Source organism: Devosia ginsengisoli (assembly GCF_007859655.1).
Lineage (GTDB): Bacteria > Pseudomonadota > Alphaproteobacteria > Rhizobiales > Devosiaceae > Devosia > Devosia ginsengisoli.
The window spans coordinates 1,440,454-1,457,724 of record NZ_CP042304.1; the positions used below are offsets into that span (position 1 = coordinate 1,440,454).

Sequence of the window (17,271 nt, forward strand, 5' to 3'; positions counted from 1 at the left end):
GTGTCCCTTCCGGGTTACACGATGATGAGTTGGTATTCAGCGACGGGCGGCTCGCCCAATTCATTGTCGGCGGCGCCGGCCGCCATCGCCGAAGTCACCAGCCCGTCGATGCGACCGCGACTGCGGTCCTTATCGAAAGCCCGGTTTTCCTGCCCATCGCTCACGACATGAGCGTTGGCAGCGCACGACGTGGTGACCGGAGAATCCTCGATGGTGATGGTCTTGGCCAAAATGCGGTCTTCGAACCTCTCGATGCTCCTGGGCATCGTCAGTTGCTTTTCCTCGAACCTAACCATCTTGCCTTGGGCGTGGCTGACCAGTTTCAGCCCCTGCCCTGCAGGCTTGTCCGGCCCCTCGAATTTCCAGACCGGCAGGCCGATTTGCTCACATGCCGCGATGAAGTCGGCGATGCCGGCCGGATCAAATGCCAGAAACTCAACATCATGCTCGGCGCATATCTCCGCGACCTGCTGCGCGATGAAAGACTTGTCGATCACAGCACCATCCACGGCGGTGATCAGCTTCGCTTCAACCCACTCGACGTAGGGCGCCTGATCGGCAATGGAGCGCTCCTTGAGCCGATCCCGCACCGTCCAGTACCAAGTCTTTTCCCAAAGATGCCCCTTGGCATCGAGCCAGGCCGCAGTGAGCGCGGTCAGGTCATTCTTCTTTGACAAATCCAGTGACAGCCAGCACTTGCAGTCCTTGAGCTTCGCAGGATCAACCTTGCCAAGGACCGCCATCCAGGCGTCCTCGGCAATCCAGAACTCGCTGGCGCCGACCGGGATGCCGAAATACAGCCGCTTGGTCGATAGCGCTGTCGAGAGCATCTGCTTGGCCGTGTTGACCATGCCGTCGATGTTCTCGCGTGGGAACGTGATGCCCAGCGCCGGCAGCGATTTCGTCCAAACCTCAGGGTTCTCGAAGACCGTCTCGTGGTCCCTGGCATCGACCCTCGCGATGAATGCGAACGCCTCATCATCGAAGAATTTGCCCGTGGCGACCTTCTGATAGAACGCCGAATAGTTCGAGCCGACGATCTGATCAACCGCCGGGGTATTGGTCCCCAGCAGCATCAGAGCATCGCCCGGCATCTTGCCGATAGCGGCTTTCCACACCTCGATCGACGTGTTCGACTTGAATTCGTGGATCTCGTCGGCTGCGACCAAAATCGGCTTCGGTCCCGAGACCGCTTCGCCGTTGGCCAGGGCTTGGAATAGCGAACCTGACTCCGGGAACTCGACCTTCCATGCATTGTCACCTTCACCACGGATCAGTGCGATACCGCGCTCGACCAGCGTGTCGGCTTCGTCAACCTCTTCCCCTGGTGCCGGAGGGATAGGCCCGCGACACATGGCAACCGCGTCCTTGAACAGGACGTTCGCCGTGTTCCGGTCCTGGCCGATGGCAAATGCCTTGGCGCGAGGAATTCCATAAAAGCCCGTCATGTAGAGGCCAGTCGCGGCCATGAACGGCGACTTGGCCTGGCCTTTCCCAGTCTCAAGCCATGCAGAGCGAAAACGCATGCGGCCTGACGTTTTCCGCCAGCCGAACAGCGAACCAGCGACAAAGACATGCCAGGGCAAAAGCTCGAATGGCTTTCCGACCTTCGCCCCTTCGCTGATGGTCAGCATCGCCGGGTAGAACCCGATAGCATGAGCCGCTCGGTCAGGCTCCCAACGGAGCCCGCGATCCGGGCCATGCTTCAGGTCATTCAGATGACGCTGGCATGCAGCAATCTCAAACTCGCCAGGCAAGCTGCCATCTGGCCGGCGGCCTTTGACGACAGCCTTGGCGTAGTCAGTGGTTGGATCAGCCTTTCTTTGCGAGGTAGCTGTCGGCTGCCCTTGGCGCTTTCTTACCATTTGGCACCTTCGTCGCAGCAGCACGCCGACGTGGCGAAAGCCCGAACTCCTGCTCGAGCACCGCGGCATCGGATGCCGCGTCGCGCATTACGGTGAAGTGCGGCGATGTTCTGGCAATCGCCCGGCTGTTCCCCCGCTTCGGTTTGGACACCGCGCCATGCTCTGCGACCTCGCGCAACGCCCGGTCGTAAATCACATAGGCGACGATGAGGCGCTGAAGGGCATGCCCGTTGCCGGGAGCCATCAACTGGCGTTCGCGCAGCTCAGTGGTGATGACCCGCCAATGCTCTCGCGCCGCGGCGATCTCCAGCACATCCGAGAACAGCGATTCCCAGTCTGGCTCCGGGACGATCTCACCGGTGCCATCGATGCTGATTACGCTCATGACACATCACCCCCTTCGGGGGTGGCCCCAACTTTTACTTCTGAAACTGCTCTCGGTGCGAACGCTTGGACCCAGCCGGTGGAGGCCCTAGGCCGCCTGAACTTTCAGCATACCCCCCCTAGATGGCCTATTGCCGCCTGTTCCATGGGTGGTCGGCGTCCATTGGCCTGCCTTGGGCATCACTGCCCTTGACGAAGCCATGAAGCTCCTCGGACTGCTTGATGCTGGAGTGGCACCGATATCGAGGATCGTCGCATAGGCTCTGGAATGGACCAGCGAAGAACGTCAGCGGATCGAGCTTGGTCTTCGGGTCGACGTGGTCGCACACAGTCGCCGGGGTATAGCGCCCATGCTTGAGGCAGTTCTCGCATAGAGGCTGTTTGTCGAGCTGTGCCTTGCGTGTCCGCTTCCACTTGGCCAGGCCATAGAGGCGGCGATAGGCTTGGGCCTCTGGGCTGCGCCTGTCCTCGAACCCTGCCATCAGTCGGCAGTGAGCTTGGCCGCATCAACGATAGCCTCGGCCTCTGCCTTCATGTCGATAGCGAAGCCGGCCTTGGCCAGTGCTGCCAGGGTGAGGATGCGGGCGCCGTACCACCATGGGAGCTTGACCGAAAAGGTCATCGAGACGCGTGCCACATGCTTTTCTCATGAAAAAGCCCGCCTCGGAATGCCGGGCGGGCGTTTGTTTGCTATGCGGTGGTGTTCAGCCCCCGCGAACCAGAGATGGGGCCCTAGCGCGCTCAGGCCCCTTCCTCTTCGGACCTTCGATCAGGCCTTCTCGAATTGCTTTCTTTCGAGCCTCCTTGCGTACACGGCCTACGGCCTGAGCGGCCTCTCGCTTACGCTTTTCAGAGGGCTTTTCGAAATATGCACGGCGCTTCATTTCGCGGAAGACACCCTCGCGCTGGAGCTTTTTCTTGAGCACCTTAAGTGCCTGATCGACATTGTTGTCGCGGACTTGAACCTGCAAATACTTTCCTAGCTTTGGTGACCGTTTCACCCGGTGGGCAAGCGGAGGAAGCACCTTGGAGTGCTCCTATGGCCCGCCCTATCACTTTAAGCTCGGGAATGCACCCGCCGGCCCACCACTCACCCAATCGGCGATCATGGCGCAGGCGTGTCATGGGTAGCCCCATGAAATGCAAAAGGCCCGCCGAAGCGAGCCTTGATCTGACGCGTTAAAACGCCGGTGATTTGGCTTGCCTTTGCAAGCAGGTCAAATCACCGAAATTTACTAGAGCAGCGTGAGGTTGACCGCGGACTCTTTGCCGTCGCGGCCGCTCTCGATGTCGTAGGTAACCTTGTCGTTTTCATACAGCCCCTGCAGACCCGACTGCTGAACAGCCGAGATATGCACGAAAGCGTCCTTACCGCCGCCCTCAGGCGATATAAAGCCAAAGCCCTTGGTGGTGTTGAAGAATTTGACGGTGCCGGTGATGCTACCCATAGAAACAGTCCTTTTGAAGCTCGGTGCCTTGGCGCGAGCGCTTGCCCGACAGCGACATGCTGCACTGGGCCTAGAAAACGTTCACATTCAAGCAGTGAGCCGAGGACCGGAGATGACCGGCAAAGGCAGCCGTCATAGGCTGCAAACGTATGACGGCCATTAATCGGAGCAATGCCGCGCAAAAGCAAGGCCAAAGCGAAGTCAGGTGGCCAAACTGAATGCAACAGGCCGAGCACCGCAGCACCCGACAGAAACAAAATGTTTCCTACGGCTGCCTCAGGCGTTGTCTCTGATCGGGGCCATGTCGCCCCACCAGGAGACGACCATGACTACTCAAGATCAAGCGTTCTACAGCAGTGAAAACGGCGACCAATGGCTATTGGTCGGAAGGGGCACCGAACACGCCAAGGTGAGGCACCAGCCAAATGCGTCGTCTGGCGGGCAAGTCCGCGACGTCGCCCTGAAGGACTTCCTGTCCCGTGAGCAAAATACGCCGCAAGGCGTTGCGCTACGCCACCTCATGGATGACGAGGCCGAAGAACCTCGATCGGGACGCCCATAAGCCTAACCAGTCGCTGGAGTGCCCTAACGAAAGGGGCGACCTGCGCGCCGTAGCGACCCGACATCCGCTGTTTATCACGCTTATGCGTACGGTCCCAACACCTCAACCAGGCACCTTCCGCCCCTTACCGACACACATCGGCTGGCCATCTCGATAGCCGCAATACGACAACACTCGATCACCCTGATGGATGCCGAATGGCGCACCTTCGAAACCGCATCCCTCGCAGAAATAGATTGGCGCCATCGGTTCGATGGGTCGGTTGTCGCGGATCAGTGGTGGGCCTGAGACTCGGTATTCAGTGGGCATGGTTCGCTGATAGCACGAGCCGCCTGTTTGTCGAGGGCGTGAGATCTATGCACACCCTTGAGAAACAGGCCGAGCGCCTGAGCGCCCGACCGAGACCTTCTAAATGGCTAGATCACGCAGCGGCCAGGGTCTTCGTGCTGGCGGTGGCCGGCAAAGTCGAGGACGGCGGCATGGGACTTGGTCATACAGGTGCCAGCGGCTTCGTCCTCGTCGCCAAGCATGAGGGGCACGGCAGCGACATCGACGGCCAGGACAGCACAGGTGGCATCGGAAGTACCGATGGCATGATCGACGGTGACAGTCTGCGACAGGTCGAGGGCACAGATGTTGGGCGCCGGATCGGCCATGGCTACCGGCGTGAACGCCAGCATACACAGACCGAGGACAGCAGCCCCAATGAACGCAGTGATGCGCATGGGCAGTCCTTTCGATGTTGGGGGGGGCAGACAAGAAAAAACCCGCCGGAGGTCATCGGGCGGGTCGCTTCAGACGATAGTCTGAAAATCGCATTACGTGCATTTAGGGTGATTTGCGAATCGCCGTCAAGAGGGAACACTGCCCCCTAAACTTAGGGGCCGAAACATGCGCGCATTGACGAGACGTTTTGCTGTGAAGCTTGCCATGCGCAAGCCATCCCCTGAAAGGATCCCTCTCGCAGGCGATGCAGTCTATGCGCGCAACTACTTTACAACCCAGCTCGGCACTTCAAAAACCAGTCGGGAGTATGTGGTTCTTTCCATCAATCAGCGCGGCTATGACTGCTACTATTTCGACCCAGAAACACGCGCCAGAACTGAAGAAATCGTACCCTTCGAAAGGCTTTCGCGTCTCCATGTTCGGGTGCGTCAATACTACCGTGAAATACAAATCGACTATCAGTCAGCATCTGAATTCCTAACGTATCAGGCGCTAGGCCTGCCGTGGATTTTTTGGTTACGGGAGCGCATCGCTCAGGCAGCCTTCAATCGCCAAAAGCTAGTGCGAGCGGAGCGGAACCGAATGGTTCGCCTGTTTCTAGAAAAATCTCTAGAAACACCGGGGTACAGCGCCACAGCCATTAGTGTCTTAAGTGAGCTGCACGGAGATCGCTGGGTCCTGCACCCAGATAATGCCCCAGTCATGGCCTATTATGACTTGTTGCTGGACTCCCTGGTATCATCTGGGCACCTGTCAAACCACCAAGGCCAGTATGTACTGGAGCCCGCAGCGCTCGCACTTCTAGACGCCTTTGAGCAGGATGAGAGGCACCATAATGACATGGTCAGACAGCAGAGATTACTTGCGGGGCTTACTGGTGCCCTCGTCCTCATTGGCGCACTGCAAGCTGGGGCTGCCATTTTATCAGCCTGGAAGAACGCAGCCCCGCTAATATAAGCTCACGCGGCGACGTCTGATCTCGATAAATGCTTTCGTGGCATCGGGATTATACCCAAAAAATGACCGATCGCATTGAGCGCTAGGCGCAGGTCTCCTATCATATGCGGTAACTGCTGGTCGCGCCCGACGACATAGTCCAGCGCCGCCCACATATTGGCGTGGCTATGAATTTCCTGCTCGGCATAGACAGCCTTCTGGATGCCTTCCCACTTCGACACGGCACGCCGGCACCACTGCTCATAGCCAGGGCCTTCCGCGCCGCCAGCCCCGCCGCTGCCTGTGGCCAGGGCGTCAGGCGACTTCACTGCCCGCTTGAAATTGGCATAGGCCTCCAGATAGGCCGTAGCGGCGTCATATTGAGCCTCACTGACGCCGTCAGTCGAGTTTCGCAGCCCGGCCAGGCACAGCCGCCCAACATAGGTGCTCGCCTTCTGATCTCGGGCTTCCTTCTCGGTGAGGCCGAAGACCCGCATGCGCAGCTCGATGGCGTCCGCATTCTCGTTGTAAGCGCCAGCCGCGCGGCTGATCGCCCCCGACTTCGTCCGCTTCACGCCAATCTTACGTGGTCTGCCCTTAGCCATTCTATGCCTCTTGGTGGTTGGTGGATTGGTGTCCGGGCACGGTCGCCCTCGCCTGTTCAATTTCCTCGATGCGGAAGCCGCGCTTGCCGCTGGCGCTGACGATGGGCAGCTTCTTGCCCAGCATCTTCTCGACAGCCCGGAAGTCGGGGTGATCGGGGGGGCAGGTAGACCCATCCCTCGACGCTCGCCGGCGCCGGGTCGGATTTCAGCGGCACGGTCAGTGCGTCAATCCAGGCGCCTGACCTGATCCATTTACCGAGCCCCATGCGGAATTCGACCTGGCTTTCCGGGGTGGCGTTGCGGATATCGCTGTCCTCGATGTGCCATTGGGCAAACCGTTTGGCGGCGATGAGCAGGCGAACCCGCTCGGCAATGCTCAGTTCATCGAACGCCTTCCTGGCATCCCGGCGGTTGGTGAGCCGGCGCCGAGGATAAACTTCCCAAACTTCATCGAAATCCACGCGCTCGCTATCCGAGCGAAGCGAAGGATGGTCGTTGGAAGAAAGGTCGTTATGTTGTGACGTAGCTACGTCACAGGGGCTGTGATCTTCAGGCGTCACAACCCCCTGTGAGATTTGCGTCACAGGGGGGTCTACATCTGGTGCCGGGTCGGGGCGATCCATCAAGACACGGTACTGGCTGATGGTCCGGCCGTTGGCCTTCGTGGTCTGGTCCCGCTTCATCAGATAACCCATTTCGCAGAGGTCACGGATGGCCCGATTGACCGTCTCACGGGACTTGCCGCAGGCCTCTCCGAGCTTCTTCTGGTTGACCTCGCACCAGCCGCGATTGTCCGTATGACTGCCCAGCTTCACCAGGACGCGCAGATGCACGTCCTTGAAGCGAGGATCGTCCAGGCAATCGGCCGGCAGGATGCTGTAGCGGGGTCTACTCATGCGCCGGCATCGCTGGGTTCCGCCCCATAGAACGGCTTCGACGGGTGGCGCAGATGATGACGGAGGGCGATCTGTTTCACAGTTGATCTGGACATGCCGATCTGCTCGGCTATCACCGCGGTCGCTAGACCGGCGGCATAGCCCTCGCGGACAACATTCAGGCGGTTTTCGGCCTCGGTCGCCAAGGGCTTCGGAATGGCGGGCGCAACGGCATAGGGCGATCCCCGCTCCCGAATGATGGGCGGGAACTTCTTCAGGCTGTGCAGGACGGTCGTGTGATGCCGCCCGAACATGAGGCCGATTCTGGCAATGCTGAAGGGCGTGTGGGCCACAACAAGGTAAAGAGCCTCGTGCCGGGCCGCCGCGAAAGCCCCGGACCTGCTCCTACCCATGATTTCCTCGATCGGGACGCCATGGCGGAGCGCGGTCACCGCCACCAGGAAACGCCAGTGGCAGGTGGTGAGCATATTCAGCGGCGCGCCGGACGGGATGTCCTCCTGCTGCTGCGGCTCTGGCATCGGAACCGGCGCGGCCTTTACGGATGACATACGCAACGGTAACGGCTTTGGGTGCAGTCGAGACCTTGCTGCTGCACTGGCCTCTTCCACCTCCGCCGAGCAGGAATACTCGCGGGCCGGCATCCGGTAGATGATGCTGTGCGGTCTACTCTGAATGGCCAACAAGGGTATGTAACTGTTCATGCTGCCCTCCGGTCTTGTTCTTCTGCCCAGACAACAAGGTCATCTGCGGTCTTTTTCGAATAGCCGCGAGCCTGCCAGCGCTTCCGCCGCGCGACATGCATGTCAGCAGTATCTGGGCCAGCTTCTTCCTCGCGGCGGATATCTAGTTCGGTGAAGGCCCATTCGTTGGCGGACATCATGCCGAACCTCCGAACAGTTCAGACTGCCGGGCATCCTTGCGGTCGAGCATGCGCAGGACGGTTTCGCCCTGATGTTGCTTGTCCCAGACGAACCAGGCGTTGAGCATTGGCGGGGCGCCCTGCCCTGTGAAATCGATCTTCCAGCGCATGAGATAGACGCGGGCCGGCGGATGGGCGGCATAGAAAGGCGCGAGGCCGCCGGCACCCGGCCAGCCCCAGTTCATCAGCAGCGCCATGTATTCCATGTCGAGGGTGTCGAGCGCGTGCTTGAGCCAGCGGGCTTTGCCGTTGCCCCAGCCGCATTCGCCGAATGGCGGGTTCTGGACGGTCGCCTTAGAGGGCGCTGCGTCGAAATCGTAGAAGTCCTTGATTTCGGCACCGCAGCCGCGGTCGATCAGATCCGACGCGATGACTTTGAGACCAACGGCTTCCATCTCGCGGACCAGCGCGCCGTCGCCGGCACTGGCATCCCAGACGGAATCGAAGTCGCGCAGCCGATCAATCTCAGCGTGAAGCAACGCGCGGATCGGCTCCGGCGGCGTCGGGTAGAAGTCGTCGGCCTCGCGCTCCAGTCCATTATCGGACTTGGCGAAAGTGCCATCCAGCATCTGGATGACGACGGGCTTCGGCTTGTTACCGGTGGCGCGGAATAGGCCGCGTGCAGAAGCTGCAGTCATAGGCCGAGCACTCCCCGTAGAAAGCCGCGCAGGAAATCGACCGTGATGTTGAAGGCAGCAAGCCATCCCAGTAGCGCAAAGAACATCGTCGTGCTGTCAGCCCTCATACCGAACGCCCCGCGATCATATCGAGCGATGCCTGGACCTGGCTTGCTGCTCGGCGTTTTGAGAGTGATTGGATGGCCTGTTCGCGGAGGTTGGCGGGCCGGCCAGACTTGGCAGCTTCGATCAGCCGCTCACGCTTGGTCTTGCGGCGCGCGATGACCATGCCGGCGGCCTTGAGCTCTTTCCGAAGGCGGTCGGCTACCTCATCCTGTTTGCGGATGACCTTGCGGGAATGGGGCATGGAGAGCATGGCTAGGCCCTCATCGGACGCAACCAAGGATGGGATAGGTGTTGCGCTTCTCGACCACGAACAGGATCGGCGCCAGGGCCGCCTTGAGCGCGCGGCCCTCAATGGTGACGAAGGTCTTGGTCGGCGGAACATGCTGGTTCATCGTCAAAACTCCAGTTCGATCGCCGGCGGAGGAGGCTTAGGACGCCCCTGCCCTTTCGGCTTGTTTCCGAGGTGGAACTGTCCGCAGTGCGGGCAGCGGTAGATTTCGAGGTTGTGCATCCGCAGCCGGCCGGACCTGGCTTCTCTCCATGACCCGTAGGCAACCTTGCCTTCGCATTGGGTCAGGGGATTGCGGTTGGCGAAGCCCTTCATGGCTATGCTGCCTCCTCAATTGCGGGGTCTGCTTCGGTGCAGATTCGGCGACGGAGGGCGGTGCAGATGCCCTTGGTGATCTCGCGGCCGGTGCAATTCCATCGCAGCGCCGAGACCATTTCGCCCATGTTGGTGCGGCGGCTGGCGGCAACTCCAAGCGAGCCACAGAGCCATGCCAGTTCATCGCGCCAGAGCAAATCGATCGCTCCGGCTGGCAGCGGTGCGTCAAATTTGGCCGTGGCCAATTGCCATGGTGCCAAGTGGCACCAGCCATCCTCGTGCATGTTCCGCTTGATCTCCGGGAAGACCCAGACCGAGTCCGGGCGACAGTCGAGATCGGGGGTGCTGCGGAGATAGAACAGACCGTCGCGCTTATAGTGAGCGGCGCCGCGGTTAGTCGGCTTCTCCACCAAGAACTTCTCGTGCAGAGCCGCGATGACCTGGTGCGCGCAGCCGCGCATGGCGCCGACCTGTGCCGGGAGCCGGTCCAGCTTGTCCTTCGATGACTTCACCTCAACTGCGATAATCTCGGTCGGGCTGACGGCAAGGACATCAATACGGTTTGGCCCATAGGTGCTGACATTAATTTCGTGGATAATCCGGGCATCGGGACGGCGTTCGCGCAGACGCGCCACCACCGCCTCCCTGATCTCGCCTTCGGCGCTGCTGCGATAAGCAGGCATTACAAATCGTTCCTGAAATAGACGCAGGCCGCCGTGTAGAGGACCAGCAGGGCCAGCAGGATTGAGATGATGAGGGGGATATTCCCGGCGAACGGCATGGCTATTCGGCCGCCATGGCGACTATGTTGGAGGTCTTGCGAGCCTCGGTCAGGGCCATCAGCGCCGCATCGGCCGCGGTGATGATGTTGACCTGGCGATTAAGCTGGTCATCAAGCGAGGCGATGCTGACATCGAAACCCGCATGAAGCCGAGCGAGGTCGCGTTCAAACTGGCCGACTAGGGCGGCCTTGCGTGAGGCAAGCACCTGCTCCTCGACGATCGCGGCATCCCTCTGGGCATTGATGGCGTTACCGAAGGATTCGTCAGCGGGAATGGCCGGGGCGGCAACTTCGACGGGTTGAGCAGACTTACGACTGGTCATGGTCTTCTCCCTTGGTTTGGTTAGATGCCCCAGCCATGGGACTGGTCGGCGCTGTCGTCGGCATCGGTGAAGCCAGTTCCGGACATACCCAGTCCGCGAATGCGTTCGCTCGCCTCAAACTGGACGTCGCCAGCTTCGCTCGCCTCGGCAAAGGCAATAATCGCAGCAAGGCGCTCCTGACGAGCTTCGAGATATTGCCTTTCACGGCGGGCCTCCTCGACAGCCACTGCCGTCAGGTCTTGGATTTCGTAGTGGTCGACGCGGCGGGCTTCCTTGAACCAGAGGGCGCGCACACGCCGCTCCGTCCATTGGCGGGGCCGGTCACGACGGACATGGGCGGGCAACGACCGCTCCCGGCGCTTGAGCGCTTCGAAAGCGTCACCGATTGCGCCAGCAACCCTTCGAGTGGCGCTGACCGGATAGGCTTCCTGGATGAATTCAGAGGCAAACTGGACGTCAGTCATGGCGCCCCGATCCTTGGATGAAAATTCCACGACGCTGGAGTGAGTTTCCAAGTCCTTGGCCTCGCTTGCTGGCATTTGTTGAACCAGCACGTGAACAGCGTTTGGAAAGGCGATGATGATGAAGCGCAGCGGCACACGCATGTACGAGCGGCTGATGCGCCAGGCGATTGCGAACGGCAGGGCGGGAACCCGAGCCGGACGCGGAAAGACGAACGCGAGCAGCCCTAAGGCGCTCAGCGTGATGGAATGGGCGAATGCCCTGATCGACCGGGAGGAGGAGATCGAAGCAGGTCACTCGCCCGCCGGCGGGGAGGAGGAGCGCCGGATGAGAATTCCTGTAGCCGGAGGCACAAAGCCCCCGGCCGTTGGTGGGAGCGTCAACACCCACGAACCCAGCCCGGCACATGGCCGGCCAGTCCTGCGGCTTGTCAGCAGCAGGCAGCGAGGCGCGCAACACGGAACCAGCACGCCTCCGTGTCTGGTGCTGATCGTGGGCGGGAAGGCTTAGGGTCATCACAGCGGCCCCGTAGATAGCCAGGCAGTGGCAACGGCCACGGCGGCGAGGAGCAGGATGAAATCGGAAGGGCGCAGGGTAATCATGCCGACCACCCGAATACGAACCGGCCAACCAGCAGCACGGGCGCCCATGCCGCTAGTGCAGCCGCAAGGATCATCGTGCCCCGACCGACCTGGTCGGGTGTCAGGCCAGCATGACTGCGGACGGAGCGGTTCATGCCACCAACTCCATTCCGAGTTCGAAGGCGGCGTAGATTTCGGATTTACGCTTGGGCTGGAGCTTGGCGAGACGCTGGGCAACGAGACGGCGCTGCGCATCGTTCATGATGCGGCCGGCGAGATTCCAGCGGATGCAATCCATCAGCGGATCGGCTCCGTCATACTGGACGACGGGATATTCGATCCCCTGCCCGTCAATGCCGACCATGCTGCGGGCCTTGGTATAGCGAGCCCAGCCGTCGAGGATTTCACAGCCGATCTTGACGATGGGTTCCGCCGCAGCATTCGCCAGGTCATCCTCGATGACCGCGATATCCTGGCCGAGGTCGCCGAAGGCATAGCTGTAGTCGTGACGTTTCACGCCTTCGGGTGGGCAGTTCTCCCAGGTGACGACGCCGGGCTCGGCGTAGAGCGCAGCCGGCGCGGCAGAGCCCGAAGGCTCCACCGGCTTATCCGTCTCTTCTTTAGGGGCATCGCTCGAACGATCGTCGGTCGAATTGGTTGCCGTCTCTCCGGCTGTCTCGTCCATATCCTCAGACGTTGCAGCTGGTGCCCGGTCGCCAGCAACCCTACTCGCCACTTCGGCTTGCTCTGGTGCATCGGCCGCCGCCGATACCTCGGACATCGCAGACCCAGAGTTCGCGTCATCAGCAGCTTTCGCCACGGGATTAATTGCGACCTGACCGGCAGGGGCTGGGTCAGCCAGGTCGCTGCCAGCCGGTTGAGGCGGCGGGGGTATGGATTTCTTGAGGTTGGCCGGTTCGACAATGGCCATGGCCGGATCGGCGCGGAGGGCGGCAACGCGGTCGCCGGCCTTTACCTGCTCGATGGCGCCCATAATGATCTTGCGACCAGCTTCGGTCTTGCTGCCTTCGATGATGGTCAGAAGCAACGCTGGGTCGATATGGTCAGCGACCTTTTCGGCCCAGGCGTCGAGGGCCGGTTCGCTGTCGGTGGAAGCATCCTCACGCGTATGCGCCTGCGCGGGCTCACGCGTATGCGTACGCGAGGGTCGAGCAGCAGCGCCGAGATAGGCATCGAGGTAGAGGTCGAAAATCGCCTCGCCCTCGGACATTTTGTCGGCGTCCTTGTCCCTCTTGCGGAGGTAGGTGACGACGTTGCCGAGCTGGGTCTTGTCGAAACCATTTGCCTTGGCTTCCGCATAGATTTCACGGATGTCAGCGGCAACGGCATCAGCCTCGTCCTTCATGCGAAGGATGCGATCGACGTAGGCCTTGATCTGGTCTTGAGCGACGTTGCTCTCGGACATGGGTCAGGCCCTCCCAACAATGGTGATGGAGCGAGCACGACCCGGCAGGCGGCGGACGAACCCGCGTTCCTGCAACTGGTCCACAATGGCGCATACCCGGCTCTTGGCGCTCAGGCCTACGCCCTCAGCGATCTCGTCATAGGTGGGAGAGAAGCCGCTATCGGCGATGAAGGACCGAGTGAAGGTCAGCACAACAGCCTGCTGTTTGGTCAGGCCGGCGACATCCTCACCCTGTCCCAAGGCCATCAGGATGCGAGCAACGAATTCGCAGTCATCCTCGATGTGGCGGAACTGGTCCACGAGGATTTCCGCGCGTTCGGCGATCTCTGCGGGGATGGGCGAGGCGTTCATGCCACCTGCTCCACTTTCGGGGAGTAGAACCAGCCGATGTCCACCACGCCGCCAGAGGCTTTGATGATGCGATCCATGACCGCCTTGCTCGGCACCCTGTCCTTGGACAGATACCGATACAGGCTGGCCACCTCGATCTTCAGCGCAGCCGCAACCGTCGGCTTGCCGCGCCCGGCTTGCTCTTCGCGCTCAACCCATTCGGGGAATGAAATCTGCTGGTTCATGGCCATGCACCATATCACCACATTGGTGATTGGCAAGCAGAATAATCACCAATCTGGTCAAAGACGCCATTTTGGTGAAATGCGATAACTCGGCATGGCCAAGTTTCCGAACCATCTCCGCGACTTCCGCATCGCTGCCGGGCTCAGCCAGCCTGAATTGGCAAAGGCCGCTGATACGAACGTCCAGAACGTTTCACGCATCGAGCTTGGCGAGCGGAAGCTTACCCAGGAATGGGCCGCCATGTTCGCGCGGCACCTGGGCACCACTGCACAGCAGATGATGTTCCCAGATCCTGAAGTGCTAGCCCGCGTTCGATCGAAGAAGCCGGTTCGCCGCGAGTTGGACCGCGTTCCTCTCGACGAAGCATGGACGCCGACATCAGAAGCGGATGGCGAGGGCTACGACCGGGACAGCTACGAGCCCAAGATCGAGGGCGCTATCCCGGAGCTAGACGCTCGCGCCGGCGGCGGCGAGGGCGCGGTCGGCGAGGTGATGGTCCTGCCGGTGGGCAATGGCACCATCTCTGCACACAAGATCCTGGACGAGTGGCGCATCCCGCCGTCCTACCTGCGCGAGGCGGTTGCCAACCCTGATCGGGCGATCGTTCTTGGCATCCAAGGTGACAGCATGATGCCGAACTACGCGCCAGGCGATCGAGTGATCATCGACCTGACCGAGCACGAGCTGCGCGCCGATGGCGTCTACCTCATCAGCGACGGATTCAGCGAGCCACAGATAAAGCGGCTGCAGCGCGTGCTGTTCGCGGTGCCGCCGAAGTGCCGGATCATCAGCGACAACCCGAGCTATGAGGCTCAAGAGGTTGATGTTGATGGAGTGAAGATACTTGGGAAAGTAGCCGCTTACGTCGGCCGCCGATGACCATACCACAATTCACCGTGGACGGCATTCTGCCACCTTACATTGGCGACAATGCCGGCGGACCCCAAGAGGGAATGAGTCCCTATCTGGCGGAGCCACTCGACGTCGTTGACCAATTTGGCACCAGCGTACGCCGCTGCGTGATTTTGCGAGACTGGCTACAGCATCGGGCAGAGCTTCGGGATATAGGAATTTTGTCCGGGTTTCAGTGGCTCGATGGAAGCTTCGTTGAAGACAAGGAGCCTAACGACCTAGACCTGGTGACTTTCCTTTTTCGGCCCGAGGGCTGCCAAGACGCCGAGCCTTGGAACCGCTGGGTTGGCGAGAACATTTCTCTGCTTCTCAGGGAGCCGGTTCGAGCGCGATACAAGCTGGACTTTTTCGTGGTGGATATGAACGGCCATCCTGAGACAATCGTAGACGCGGCCCGCTATTGGCTAGGATTGTTTTCTCACAAACGGAGTACTAACCAATGGAAGGGCATGCTAAAGATAAGGTTGGATGCGGATGACGTGCCCGCTTCCGAGCTAGTTGCCGCGCGATTAGCAGCATATGAGGCGAGTCAATGAGCGCCCTGTCCAAATTAGCCAAAGACGAGATGAAGGCAGAGATCAGCTCGCTGTCTAGACTTATCGAGTCCCTTCGGCCAAGCGATCTTTTGACCCGACTGAGCCTGGAGGCCAAGCAGCAACATTTAAGCAAATCTCTAGCGGACCTCGGCGAAGCCATGGAGTCTGCGACCGCCTCTGTGGCCCTATTCTTTGGCGGCCGGCCCGTGATCGGGAGCAAGGCCATCGACAGCCGTTTCGGCACTGCAGCGGTCAACGCATTCCAGGACCTGGTGGCAAAAATTCAAACGCAGGACAATGGAGGGCTCGGCCGTCGGGGACCCGTCGCGAACTTGGCGGCGAGCTCACTTCATATCACCGATGTTGCGAGGGGATCCTTCGGCTTCATTTTGGAAGAGATGGTGGACCAGACGACAATTATCGAAAGCCCGCTCAAAGGAGCAGTCGACGCGGCTGGCGATCTTTTGCAATCGTTCGCTCAGGACAGCGATGAGAAGTTTGAGGAAGATGTTTCGGCCTTCGATGAACGAGTTCTCATGGCCGCAGGCAACTTCCTTGGCACCCTAAAGAGCTTCGGGGCCACAGCTCGCGTCGTCGCCAACGACGCTGAGTTCCGACTAACCGGGGAAGCCGTCGAACGGGCGGCCGCGAGGGCACGTACAACGAAAATACTCGAGGACGAGATTTCGATGAAAGGCGCCCTGACCGGAACACTACCCGAATCCCACATGTTCGAGTTTCGGGCGGACGACGAGAACCTACGCACCTTTCGGGGCAAAGTTGATAAAGCAATCGACGCCGAGACCTTAGCTCGCCTAAACAGGGAACTCAGCGGCTTGCCAGCAATCGGCCACTTTCTCCGGAAACGGGTTCTGAAGGAGGGCGAATTGGTTCGAACGGCTCATGTCCTGCTGAAGGTCGAACCAATTTACCCTGCGCAATTTTAGTTCACGCTAGCACCGAGCGCCTCATAGGTTTGCAGCGTCCTCACCAGGTCGGGGATGACGCTCGGGTCGAGCGGCTTGCACATATAGACCTCGTCTGCGTCTTGCCACCCTTCCCCTACCGTGCCCACTACCGGGATCACCTTGAAGTCCTCGTCCAGGTTGTGGCCGCGCCCCGCCTCAAACGAGTAGTGCGGGTATTCGGCATGCATTGCGCGAAGCAATAACTTCCATTCATCCCTGCCCGTGCCGATGAAGCGGCCGGGGAAAATGACGACAAACTGCGTTACCTCGCGCATCCATACTGTTCCCTGTCTGTTCTCATTCCGCATTAACGACTCAGAACCCGGCAGGAGTCGAGTCGGTTTTCTGCCGTTGCGCGCATAATCACCACTTTGGTCATTTCATCACTTTACATTCACCAGATTGGTGATATCGTCTGCCCATCAGATCAGCGAGGCGATTGCCTCTATGGAGATGGAAAATGGCGAAGCGGTACGAAGTTTACGAGAGCCTGAAGAACGCCGGCAAGTTCAACGTCTTTGACGTTTCCAAAGGGCGGTTCGTTCGCCGTGGCCTGCCGAAGGACTCCGCCGAAGTGCAGGCGGACAAGCTCAACGCCCTGTTCCCGCTGGCCGCCTAACCCCTCCCCTCCCTGGGCGGCGGGTCAGGCCAATAACCGGCCCGCCGATTTCTTCCATGATCGACCATTACGAACAGGGCGCCCAGCAGCAGCTCATAGACGAGCTTGAGGCGGTATCGCCCAGCCTGGCGACATGGGCGTTTGCTGAATTCGATGCCGGAGCAACTGCGCGGTCTATCCGCAGCATCATCTTCGCCGCCGATATGGGCGGGGTCGGTCAGGTGGTCAGTCAGGCTGGTGATCTGGTTCAGGCCGTCACCTTCGATGACTCCGGCAACATGGGCAAGGGCGGCAATGGCGGCCTTCTTTCCCGTGAAACCATCCGCAAGGCGGACACCCTTCGCCTCACCCTCAACGATATCAACAAATTGCTGCCGGCTGGCAGCAGGAAAGGCTGAT

The 17,271-nt window shown here is 60.3% G+C and carries 28 protein-coding genes; 7 read left to right on the forward strand and 21 right to left on the reverse strand.

All coding sequences use genetic code 11. The features are described from left to right. Positions 1-14 precede the first annotated feature (14 nt). The 5 genes from FPZ08_RS07070 to FPZ08_RS07085 form a co-directional block, all read right to left on the reverse strand. Positions 15-1,865 carry a terminase large subunit gene (locus FPZ08_RS07070; protein WP_146289318.1) on the reverse strand — a complete coding sequence of 617 codons (1,851 nt, stop codon included), beginning with the start codon at positions 1,863-1,865 and terminating at the stop codon, positions 15-17. Next, positions 1,813-2,250, reverse strand: a complete 438-nt coding sequence (locus FPZ08_RS07075) for a P27 family phage terminase small subunit (RefSeq protein ID WP_146289319.1) — start codon at positions 2,248-2,250, stop codon at positions 1,813-1,815. The genes FPZ08_RS07070 and FPZ08_RS07075 overlap by 53 nt, the downstream gene beginning before the upstream one ends. Before the next feature lie 480 nt (positions 2,251-2,730). After that, positions 2,731-2,886 (reverse strand): hypothetical protein, encoded by a 156-nt coding sequence (locus FPZ08_RS21855; RefSeq protein ID WP_186767237.1) that lies wholly within the window; start codon positions 2,884-2,886, stop codon positions 2,731-2,733. 67 nt (positions 2,887-2,953) lie between these two features. Then, positions 2,954-3,274 carry a 30S ribosomal protein S21 gene (gene rpsU / locus FPZ08_RS07080; protein ID WP_425457576.1) on the reverse strand — a complete coding sequence of 107 codons (321 nt, stop codon included), beginning with the start codon at positions 3,272-3,274 and terminating at the stop codon, positions 2,954-2,956. 210 nt (positions 3,275-3,484) lie between these two features. Next, positions 3,485-3,697: a cold-shock protein gene (locus FPZ08_RS07085; RefSeq protein WP_146289321.1), complete on the reverse strand. Its 213-nt coding sequence runs from the start codon at positions 3,695-3,697 to the stop codon at positions 3,485-3,487. A gap of 325 nt (positions 3,698-4,022) precedes the next feature. Between FPZ08_RS07085 and FPZ08_RS07090 the strand changes: the two genes are divergently transcribed. Continuing rightward, entirely contained in the window at positions 4,023-4,259 is a 237-nt protein-coding gene (locus FPZ08_RS07090; protein WP_146289322.1) for a hypothetical protein, read from the forward strand. Between the two features lie 416 nt (positions 4,260-4,675). Here FPZ08_RS07090 and FPZ08_RS07095 read toward each other — a convergent pair whose 3' ends face one another. Next, complete coding sequence (locus tag FPZ08_RS07095) at positions 4,676-4,984, reverse strand: hypothetical protein (protein WP_146289323.1); 309 nt, start codon at positions 4,982-4,984, stop codon at positions 4,676-4,678. A 166-nt stretch (positions 4,985-5,150) separates the two neighbouring features. Between FPZ08_RS07095 and FPZ08_RS22290 the strand changes: the two genes are divergently transcribed. Next, positions 5,151-5,942 (forward strand): hypothetical protein, encoded by a 792-nt coding sequence (locus tag FPZ08_RS22290; RefSeq protein WP_246132822.1) that lies wholly within the window; start codon positions 5,151-5,153, stop codon positions 5,940-5,942. A 2-nt stretch (positions 5,943-5,944) separates the two neighbouring features. Here the strand turns inward: FPZ08_RS22290 and FPZ08_RS07105 are convergent, their stop codons facing one another. The 14 genes from FPZ08_RS07105 to FPZ08_RS07165 form a co-directional block, all read right to left on the reverse strand. After that, positions 5,945-6,526, reverse strand: a complete 582-nt coding sequence (locus FPZ08_RS07105; protein WP_146289324.1) for a hypothetical protein — start codon at positions 6,524-6,526, stop codon at positions 5,945-5,947. A gap of 56 nt (positions 6,527-6,582) precedes the next feature. After that, on the reverse strand, positions 6,583-7,422 hold the full coding sequence (locus FPZ08_RS07110) for a helix-turn-helix domain-containing protein (protein ID WP_146289325.1): 840 nt from the start codon (positions 7,420-7,422) through the stop codon (positions 6,583-6,585). After that, a complete protein-coding gene (locus FPZ08_RS07115) occupies positions 7,419-8,123 on the reverse strand; it encodes a helix-turn-helix domain-containing protein (RefSeq protein ID WP_146289326.1) in 705 nt (234 codons plus the stop codon). The genes FPZ08_RS07110 and FPZ08_RS07115 overlap by 4 nt, the downstream gene beginning before the upstream one ends. Continuing rightward, on the reverse strand, positions 8,120-8,302 hold the full coding sequence (locus tag FPZ08_RS07120; RefSeq protein WP_146289327.1) for a hypothetical protein: 183 nt from the start codon (positions 8,300-8,302) through the stop codon (positions 8,120-8,122). The genes FPZ08_RS07115 and FPZ08_RS07120 overlap by 4 nt, the downstream gene beginning before the upstream one ends. After that, positions 8,299-8,979: a hypothetical protein gene (locus tag FPZ08_RS07125; protein ID WP_146289328.1), complete on the reverse strand. Its 681-nt coding sequence runs from the start codon at positions 8,977-8,979 to the stop codon at positions 8,299-8,301. Before FPZ08_RS07125 ends, FPZ08_RS07120 begins: the two co-directional genes overlap by 4 nt. A gap of 103 nt (positions 8,980-9,082) precedes the next feature. Further along, entirely contained in the window at positions 9,083-9,334 is a 252-nt protein-coding gene (locus FPZ08_RS07130; protein ID WP_146289329.1) for a hypothetical protein, read from the reverse strand. 10 nt (positions 9,335-9,344) lie between these two features. Then, positions 9,345-9,476 (reverse strand): hypothetical protein, encoded by a 132-nt coding sequence (locus tag FPZ08_RS22585; protein WP_281285672.1) that lies wholly within the window; start codon positions 9,474-9,476, stop codon positions 9,345-9,347. Positions 9,477-9,478: 2 nt separating this feature from the next. Then, positions 9,479-9,688, reverse strand: coding sequence for a hypothetical protein (locus FPZ08_RS07135; RefSeq protein ID WP_146289330.1), 210 nt, complete (start codon positions 9,686-9,688; stop codon positions 9,479-9,481). Positions 9,689-9,690: 2 nt separating this feature from the next. Further along, a complete protein-coding gene (locus FPZ08_RS07140; RefSeq protein ID WP_146289331.1) occupies positions 9,691-10,371 on the reverse strand; it encodes an NERD domain-containing protein in 681 nt (226 codons plus the stop codon). A gap of 100 nt (positions 10,372-10,471) precedes the next feature. Then, entirely contained in the window at positions 10,472-10,792 is a 321-nt protein-coding gene (locus FPZ08_RS07145; protein WP_146289332.1) for a hypothetical protein, read from the reverse strand. Positions 10,793-10,812: 20 nt separating this feature from the next. Further along, positions 10,813-11,397 (reverse strand): hypothetical protein, encoded by a 585-nt coding sequence (locus FPZ08_RS07150; RefSeq protein WP_146289333.1) that lies wholly within the window; start codon positions 11,395-11,397, stop codon positions 10,813-10,815. Between the two features lie 589 nt (positions 11,398-11,986). Beyond that, a complete protein-coding gene (locus tag FPZ08_RS07155; protein ID WP_146289334.1) occupies positions 11,987-13,261 on the reverse strand; it encodes a DUF2312 domain-containing protein in 1,275 nt (424 codons plus the stop codon). 3 nt (positions 13,262-13,264) lie between these two features. Next, positions 13,265-13,612, reverse strand: coding sequence for a LexA family protein (locus tag FPZ08_RS07160; protein WP_146289335.1), 348 nt, complete (start codon positions 13,610-13,612; stop codon positions 13,265-13,267). Further along, on the reverse strand, positions 13,609-13,836 hold the full coding sequence (locus FPZ08_RS07165; protein ID WP_146289336.1) for a hypothetical protein: 228 nt from the start codon (positions 13,834-13,836) through the stop codon (positions 13,609-13,611). Before FPZ08_RS07165 ends, FPZ08_RS07160 begins: the two co-directional genes overlap by 4 nt. Positions 13,837-13,930: 94 nt before the next feature. Here FPZ08_RS07165 and FPZ08_RS07170 point away from each other — a divergent pair, with 94 nt between their 5' ends. From FPZ08_RS07170 to FPZ08_RS07180, 3 genes are read left to right on the forward strand one after another with little or no spacing between them, the layout of a single operon-like run. Then, entirely contained in the window at positions 13,931-14,716 is a 786-nt protein-coding gene (locus tag FPZ08_RS07170) for a LexA family transcriptional regulator (protein ID WP_146289337.1), read from the forward strand. Next, the gene (locus FPZ08_RS07175; protein ID WP_146289338.1) at positions 14,713-15,285 is read left to right on the forward strand and encodes a DUF6932 family protein; all 573 of its coding nucleotides are present in this window, start codon (positions 14,713-14,715) and stop codon (positions 15,283-15,285) included. The genes FPZ08_RS07170 and FPZ08_RS07175 overlap by 4 nt, the downstream gene beginning before the upstream one ends. Beyond that, positions 15,282-16,232, forward strand: coding sequence for a hypothetical protein (locus FPZ08_RS07180; protein ID WP_146289339.1), 951 nt, complete (start codon positions 15,282-15,284; stop codon positions 16,230-16,232). Before FPZ08_RS07175 ends, FPZ08_RS07180 begins: the two co-directional genes overlap by 4 nt. Here the strand turns inward: FPZ08_RS07180 and FPZ08_RS07185 are convergent. After that, entirely contained in the window at positions 16,229-16,528 is a 300-nt protein-coding gene (locus tag FPZ08_RS07185) for a hypothetical protein (protein ID WP_146289340.1), read from the reverse strand. The genes FPZ08_RS07180 and FPZ08_RS07185 overlap by 4 nt on opposite strands. 185 nt (positions 16,529-16,713) lie before the next feature. Between FPZ08_RS07185 and FPZ08_RS21860 the strand changes: the two genes are divergently transcribed. Continuing rightward, positions 16,714-16,872, forward strand: coding sequence for a hypothetical protein (locus FPZ08_RS21860; RefSeq protein WP_186767238.1), 159 nt, complete (start codon positions 16,714-16,716; stop codon positions 16,870-16,872). 56 nt (positions 16,873-16,928) lie between these two features. Further along, positions 16,929-17,270 carry a hypothetical protein gene (locus FPZ08_RS07190; RefSeq protein ID WP_146289341.1) on the forward strand — a complete coding sequence of 114 codons (342 nt, stop codon included), beginning with the start codon at positions 16,929-16,931 and terminating at the stop codon, positions 17,268-17,270. The last annotated feature ends 1 nt before the right edge of the window (position 17,271 follow it).

Excerpts from the sequence above, each read along its gene's own strand:
- FPZ08_RS07070 (WP_146289318.1), bottom strand. The coding sequence starts at position 1,865 with ATGGTAAGAAAGCGCCAAGGGCAGCCGACAGCTACCTCGCAAAGAAAG.
- FPZ08_RS07095 (WP_146289323.1), bottom strand. The coding sequence starts at position 4,984 with ATGCGCATCACTGCGTTCATTGGGGCTGCTGTCCTCGGTCTGTGTATG.
- FPZ08_RS22585 (WP_281285672.1), bottom strand. The coding sequence starts at position 9,476 with ATGAACCAGCATGTTCCGCCGACCAAGACCTTCGTCACCATTGAGGGC.
- FPZ08_RS07165 (WP_146289336.1), bottom strand. The coding sequence starts at position 13,836 with ATGAACCAGCAGATTTCATTCCCCGAATGGGTTGAGCGCGAAGAGCAA.
- FPZ08_RS07170 (WP_146289337.1), top strand. The coding sequence starts at position 13,931 with ATGGCCAAGTTTCCGAACCATCTCCGCGACTTCCGCATCGCTGCCGGG.
- FPZ08_RS07130 (WP_146289329.1), bottom strand. The coding sequence starts at position 9,334 with ATGCTCTCCATGCCCCATTCCCGCAAGGTCATCCGCAAACAGGATGAG.
- FPZ08_RS07140 (WP_146289331.1), bottom strand. The coding sequence starts at position 10,371 with ATGCCTGCTTATCGCAGCAGCGCCGAAGGCGAGATCAGGGAGGCGGTG.
- FPZ08_RS07160 (WP_146289335.1), bottom strand. The coding sequence starts at position 13,612 with ATGAACGCCTCGCCCATCCCCGCAGAGATCGCCGAACGCGCGGAAATC.
- FPZ08_RS07115 (WP_146289326.1), bottom strand. The coding sequence starts at position 8,123 with ATGAACAGTTACATACCCTTGTTGGCCATTCAGAGTAGACCGCACAGC.
- FPZ08_RS07175 (WP_146289338.1), top strand. The coding sequence starts at position 14,713 with ATGACCATACCACAATTCACCGTGGACGGCATTCTGCCACCTTACATT.
- FPZ08_RS07190 (WP_146289341.1), top strand. The coding sequence starts at position 16,929 with ATGATCGACCATTACGAACAGGGCGCCCAGCAGCAGCTCATAGACGAG.
- FPZ08_RS07145 (WP_146289332.1), bottom strand. The coding sequence starts at position 10,792 with ATGACCAGTCGTAAGTCTGCTCAACCCGTCGAAGTTGCCGCCCCGGCC.
- FPZ08_RS07075 (WP_146289319.1), bottom strand. The coding sequence starts at position 2,250 with ATGAGCGTAATCAGCATCGATGGCACCGGTGAGATCGTCCCGGAGCCA.
- FPZ08_RS07185 (WP_146289340.1), bottom strand. The coding sequence starts at position 16,528 with ATGCGCGAGGTAACGCAGTTTGTCGTCATTTTCCCCGGCCGCTTCATC.
- FPZ08_RS07155 (WP_146289334.1), bottom strand. The coding sequence starts at position 13,261 with ATGTCCGAGAGCAACGTCGCTCAAGACCAGATCAAGGCCTACGTCGAT.
- FPZ08_RS07105 (WP_146289324.1), bottom strand. The coding sequence starts at position 6,526 with ATGGCTAAGGGCAGACCACGTAAGATTGGCGTGAAGCGGACGAAGTCG.
- FPZ08_RS07135 (WP_146289330.1), bottom strand. The coding sequence starts at position 9,688 with ATGAAGGGCTTCGCCAACCGCAATCCCCTGACCCAATGCGAAGGCAAG.
- FPZ08_RS07110 (WP_146289325.1), bottom strand. The coding sequence starts at position 7,422 with ATGAGTAGACCCCGCTACAGCATCCTGCCGGCCGATTGCCTGGACGAT.
- FPZ08_RS07085 (WP_146289321.1), bottom strand. The coding sequence starts at position 3,697 with ATGGGTAGCATCACCGGCACCGTCAAATTCTTCAACACCACCAAGGGC.
- FPZ08_RS07090 (WP_146289322.1), top strand. The coding sequence starts at position 4,023 with ATGACTACTCAAGATCAAGCGTTCTACAGCAGTGAAAACGGCGACCAA.
- FPZ08_RS21860 (WP_186767238.1), top strand. The coding sequence starts at position 16,714 with ATGGCGAAGCGGTACGAAGTTTACGAGAGCCTGAAGAACGCCGGCAAG.
- FPZ08_RS07120 (WP_146289327.1), bottom strand. The coding sequence starts at position 8,302 with ATGATGTCCGCCAACGAATGGGCCTTCACCGAACTAGATATCCGCCGC.
- FPZ08_RS07180 (WP_146289339.1), top strand. The coding sequence starts at position 15,282 with ATGAGCGCCCTGTCCAAATTAGCCAAAGACGAGATGAAGGCAGAGATC.
- FPZ08_RS07150 (WP_146289333.1), bottom strand. The coding sequence starts at position 11,397 with ATGCGTGTGCCGCTGCGCTTCATCATCATCGCCTTTCCAAACGCTGTT.
- FPZ08_RS22290 (WP_246132822.1), top strand. The coding sequence starts at position 5,151 with ATGCGCGCATTGACGAGACGTTTTGCTGTGAAGCTTGCCATGCGCAAG.
- FPZ08_RS07125 (WP_146289328.1), bottom strand. The coding sequence starts at position 8,979 with ATGACTGCAGCTTCTGCACGCGGCCTATTCCGCGCCACCGGTAACAAG.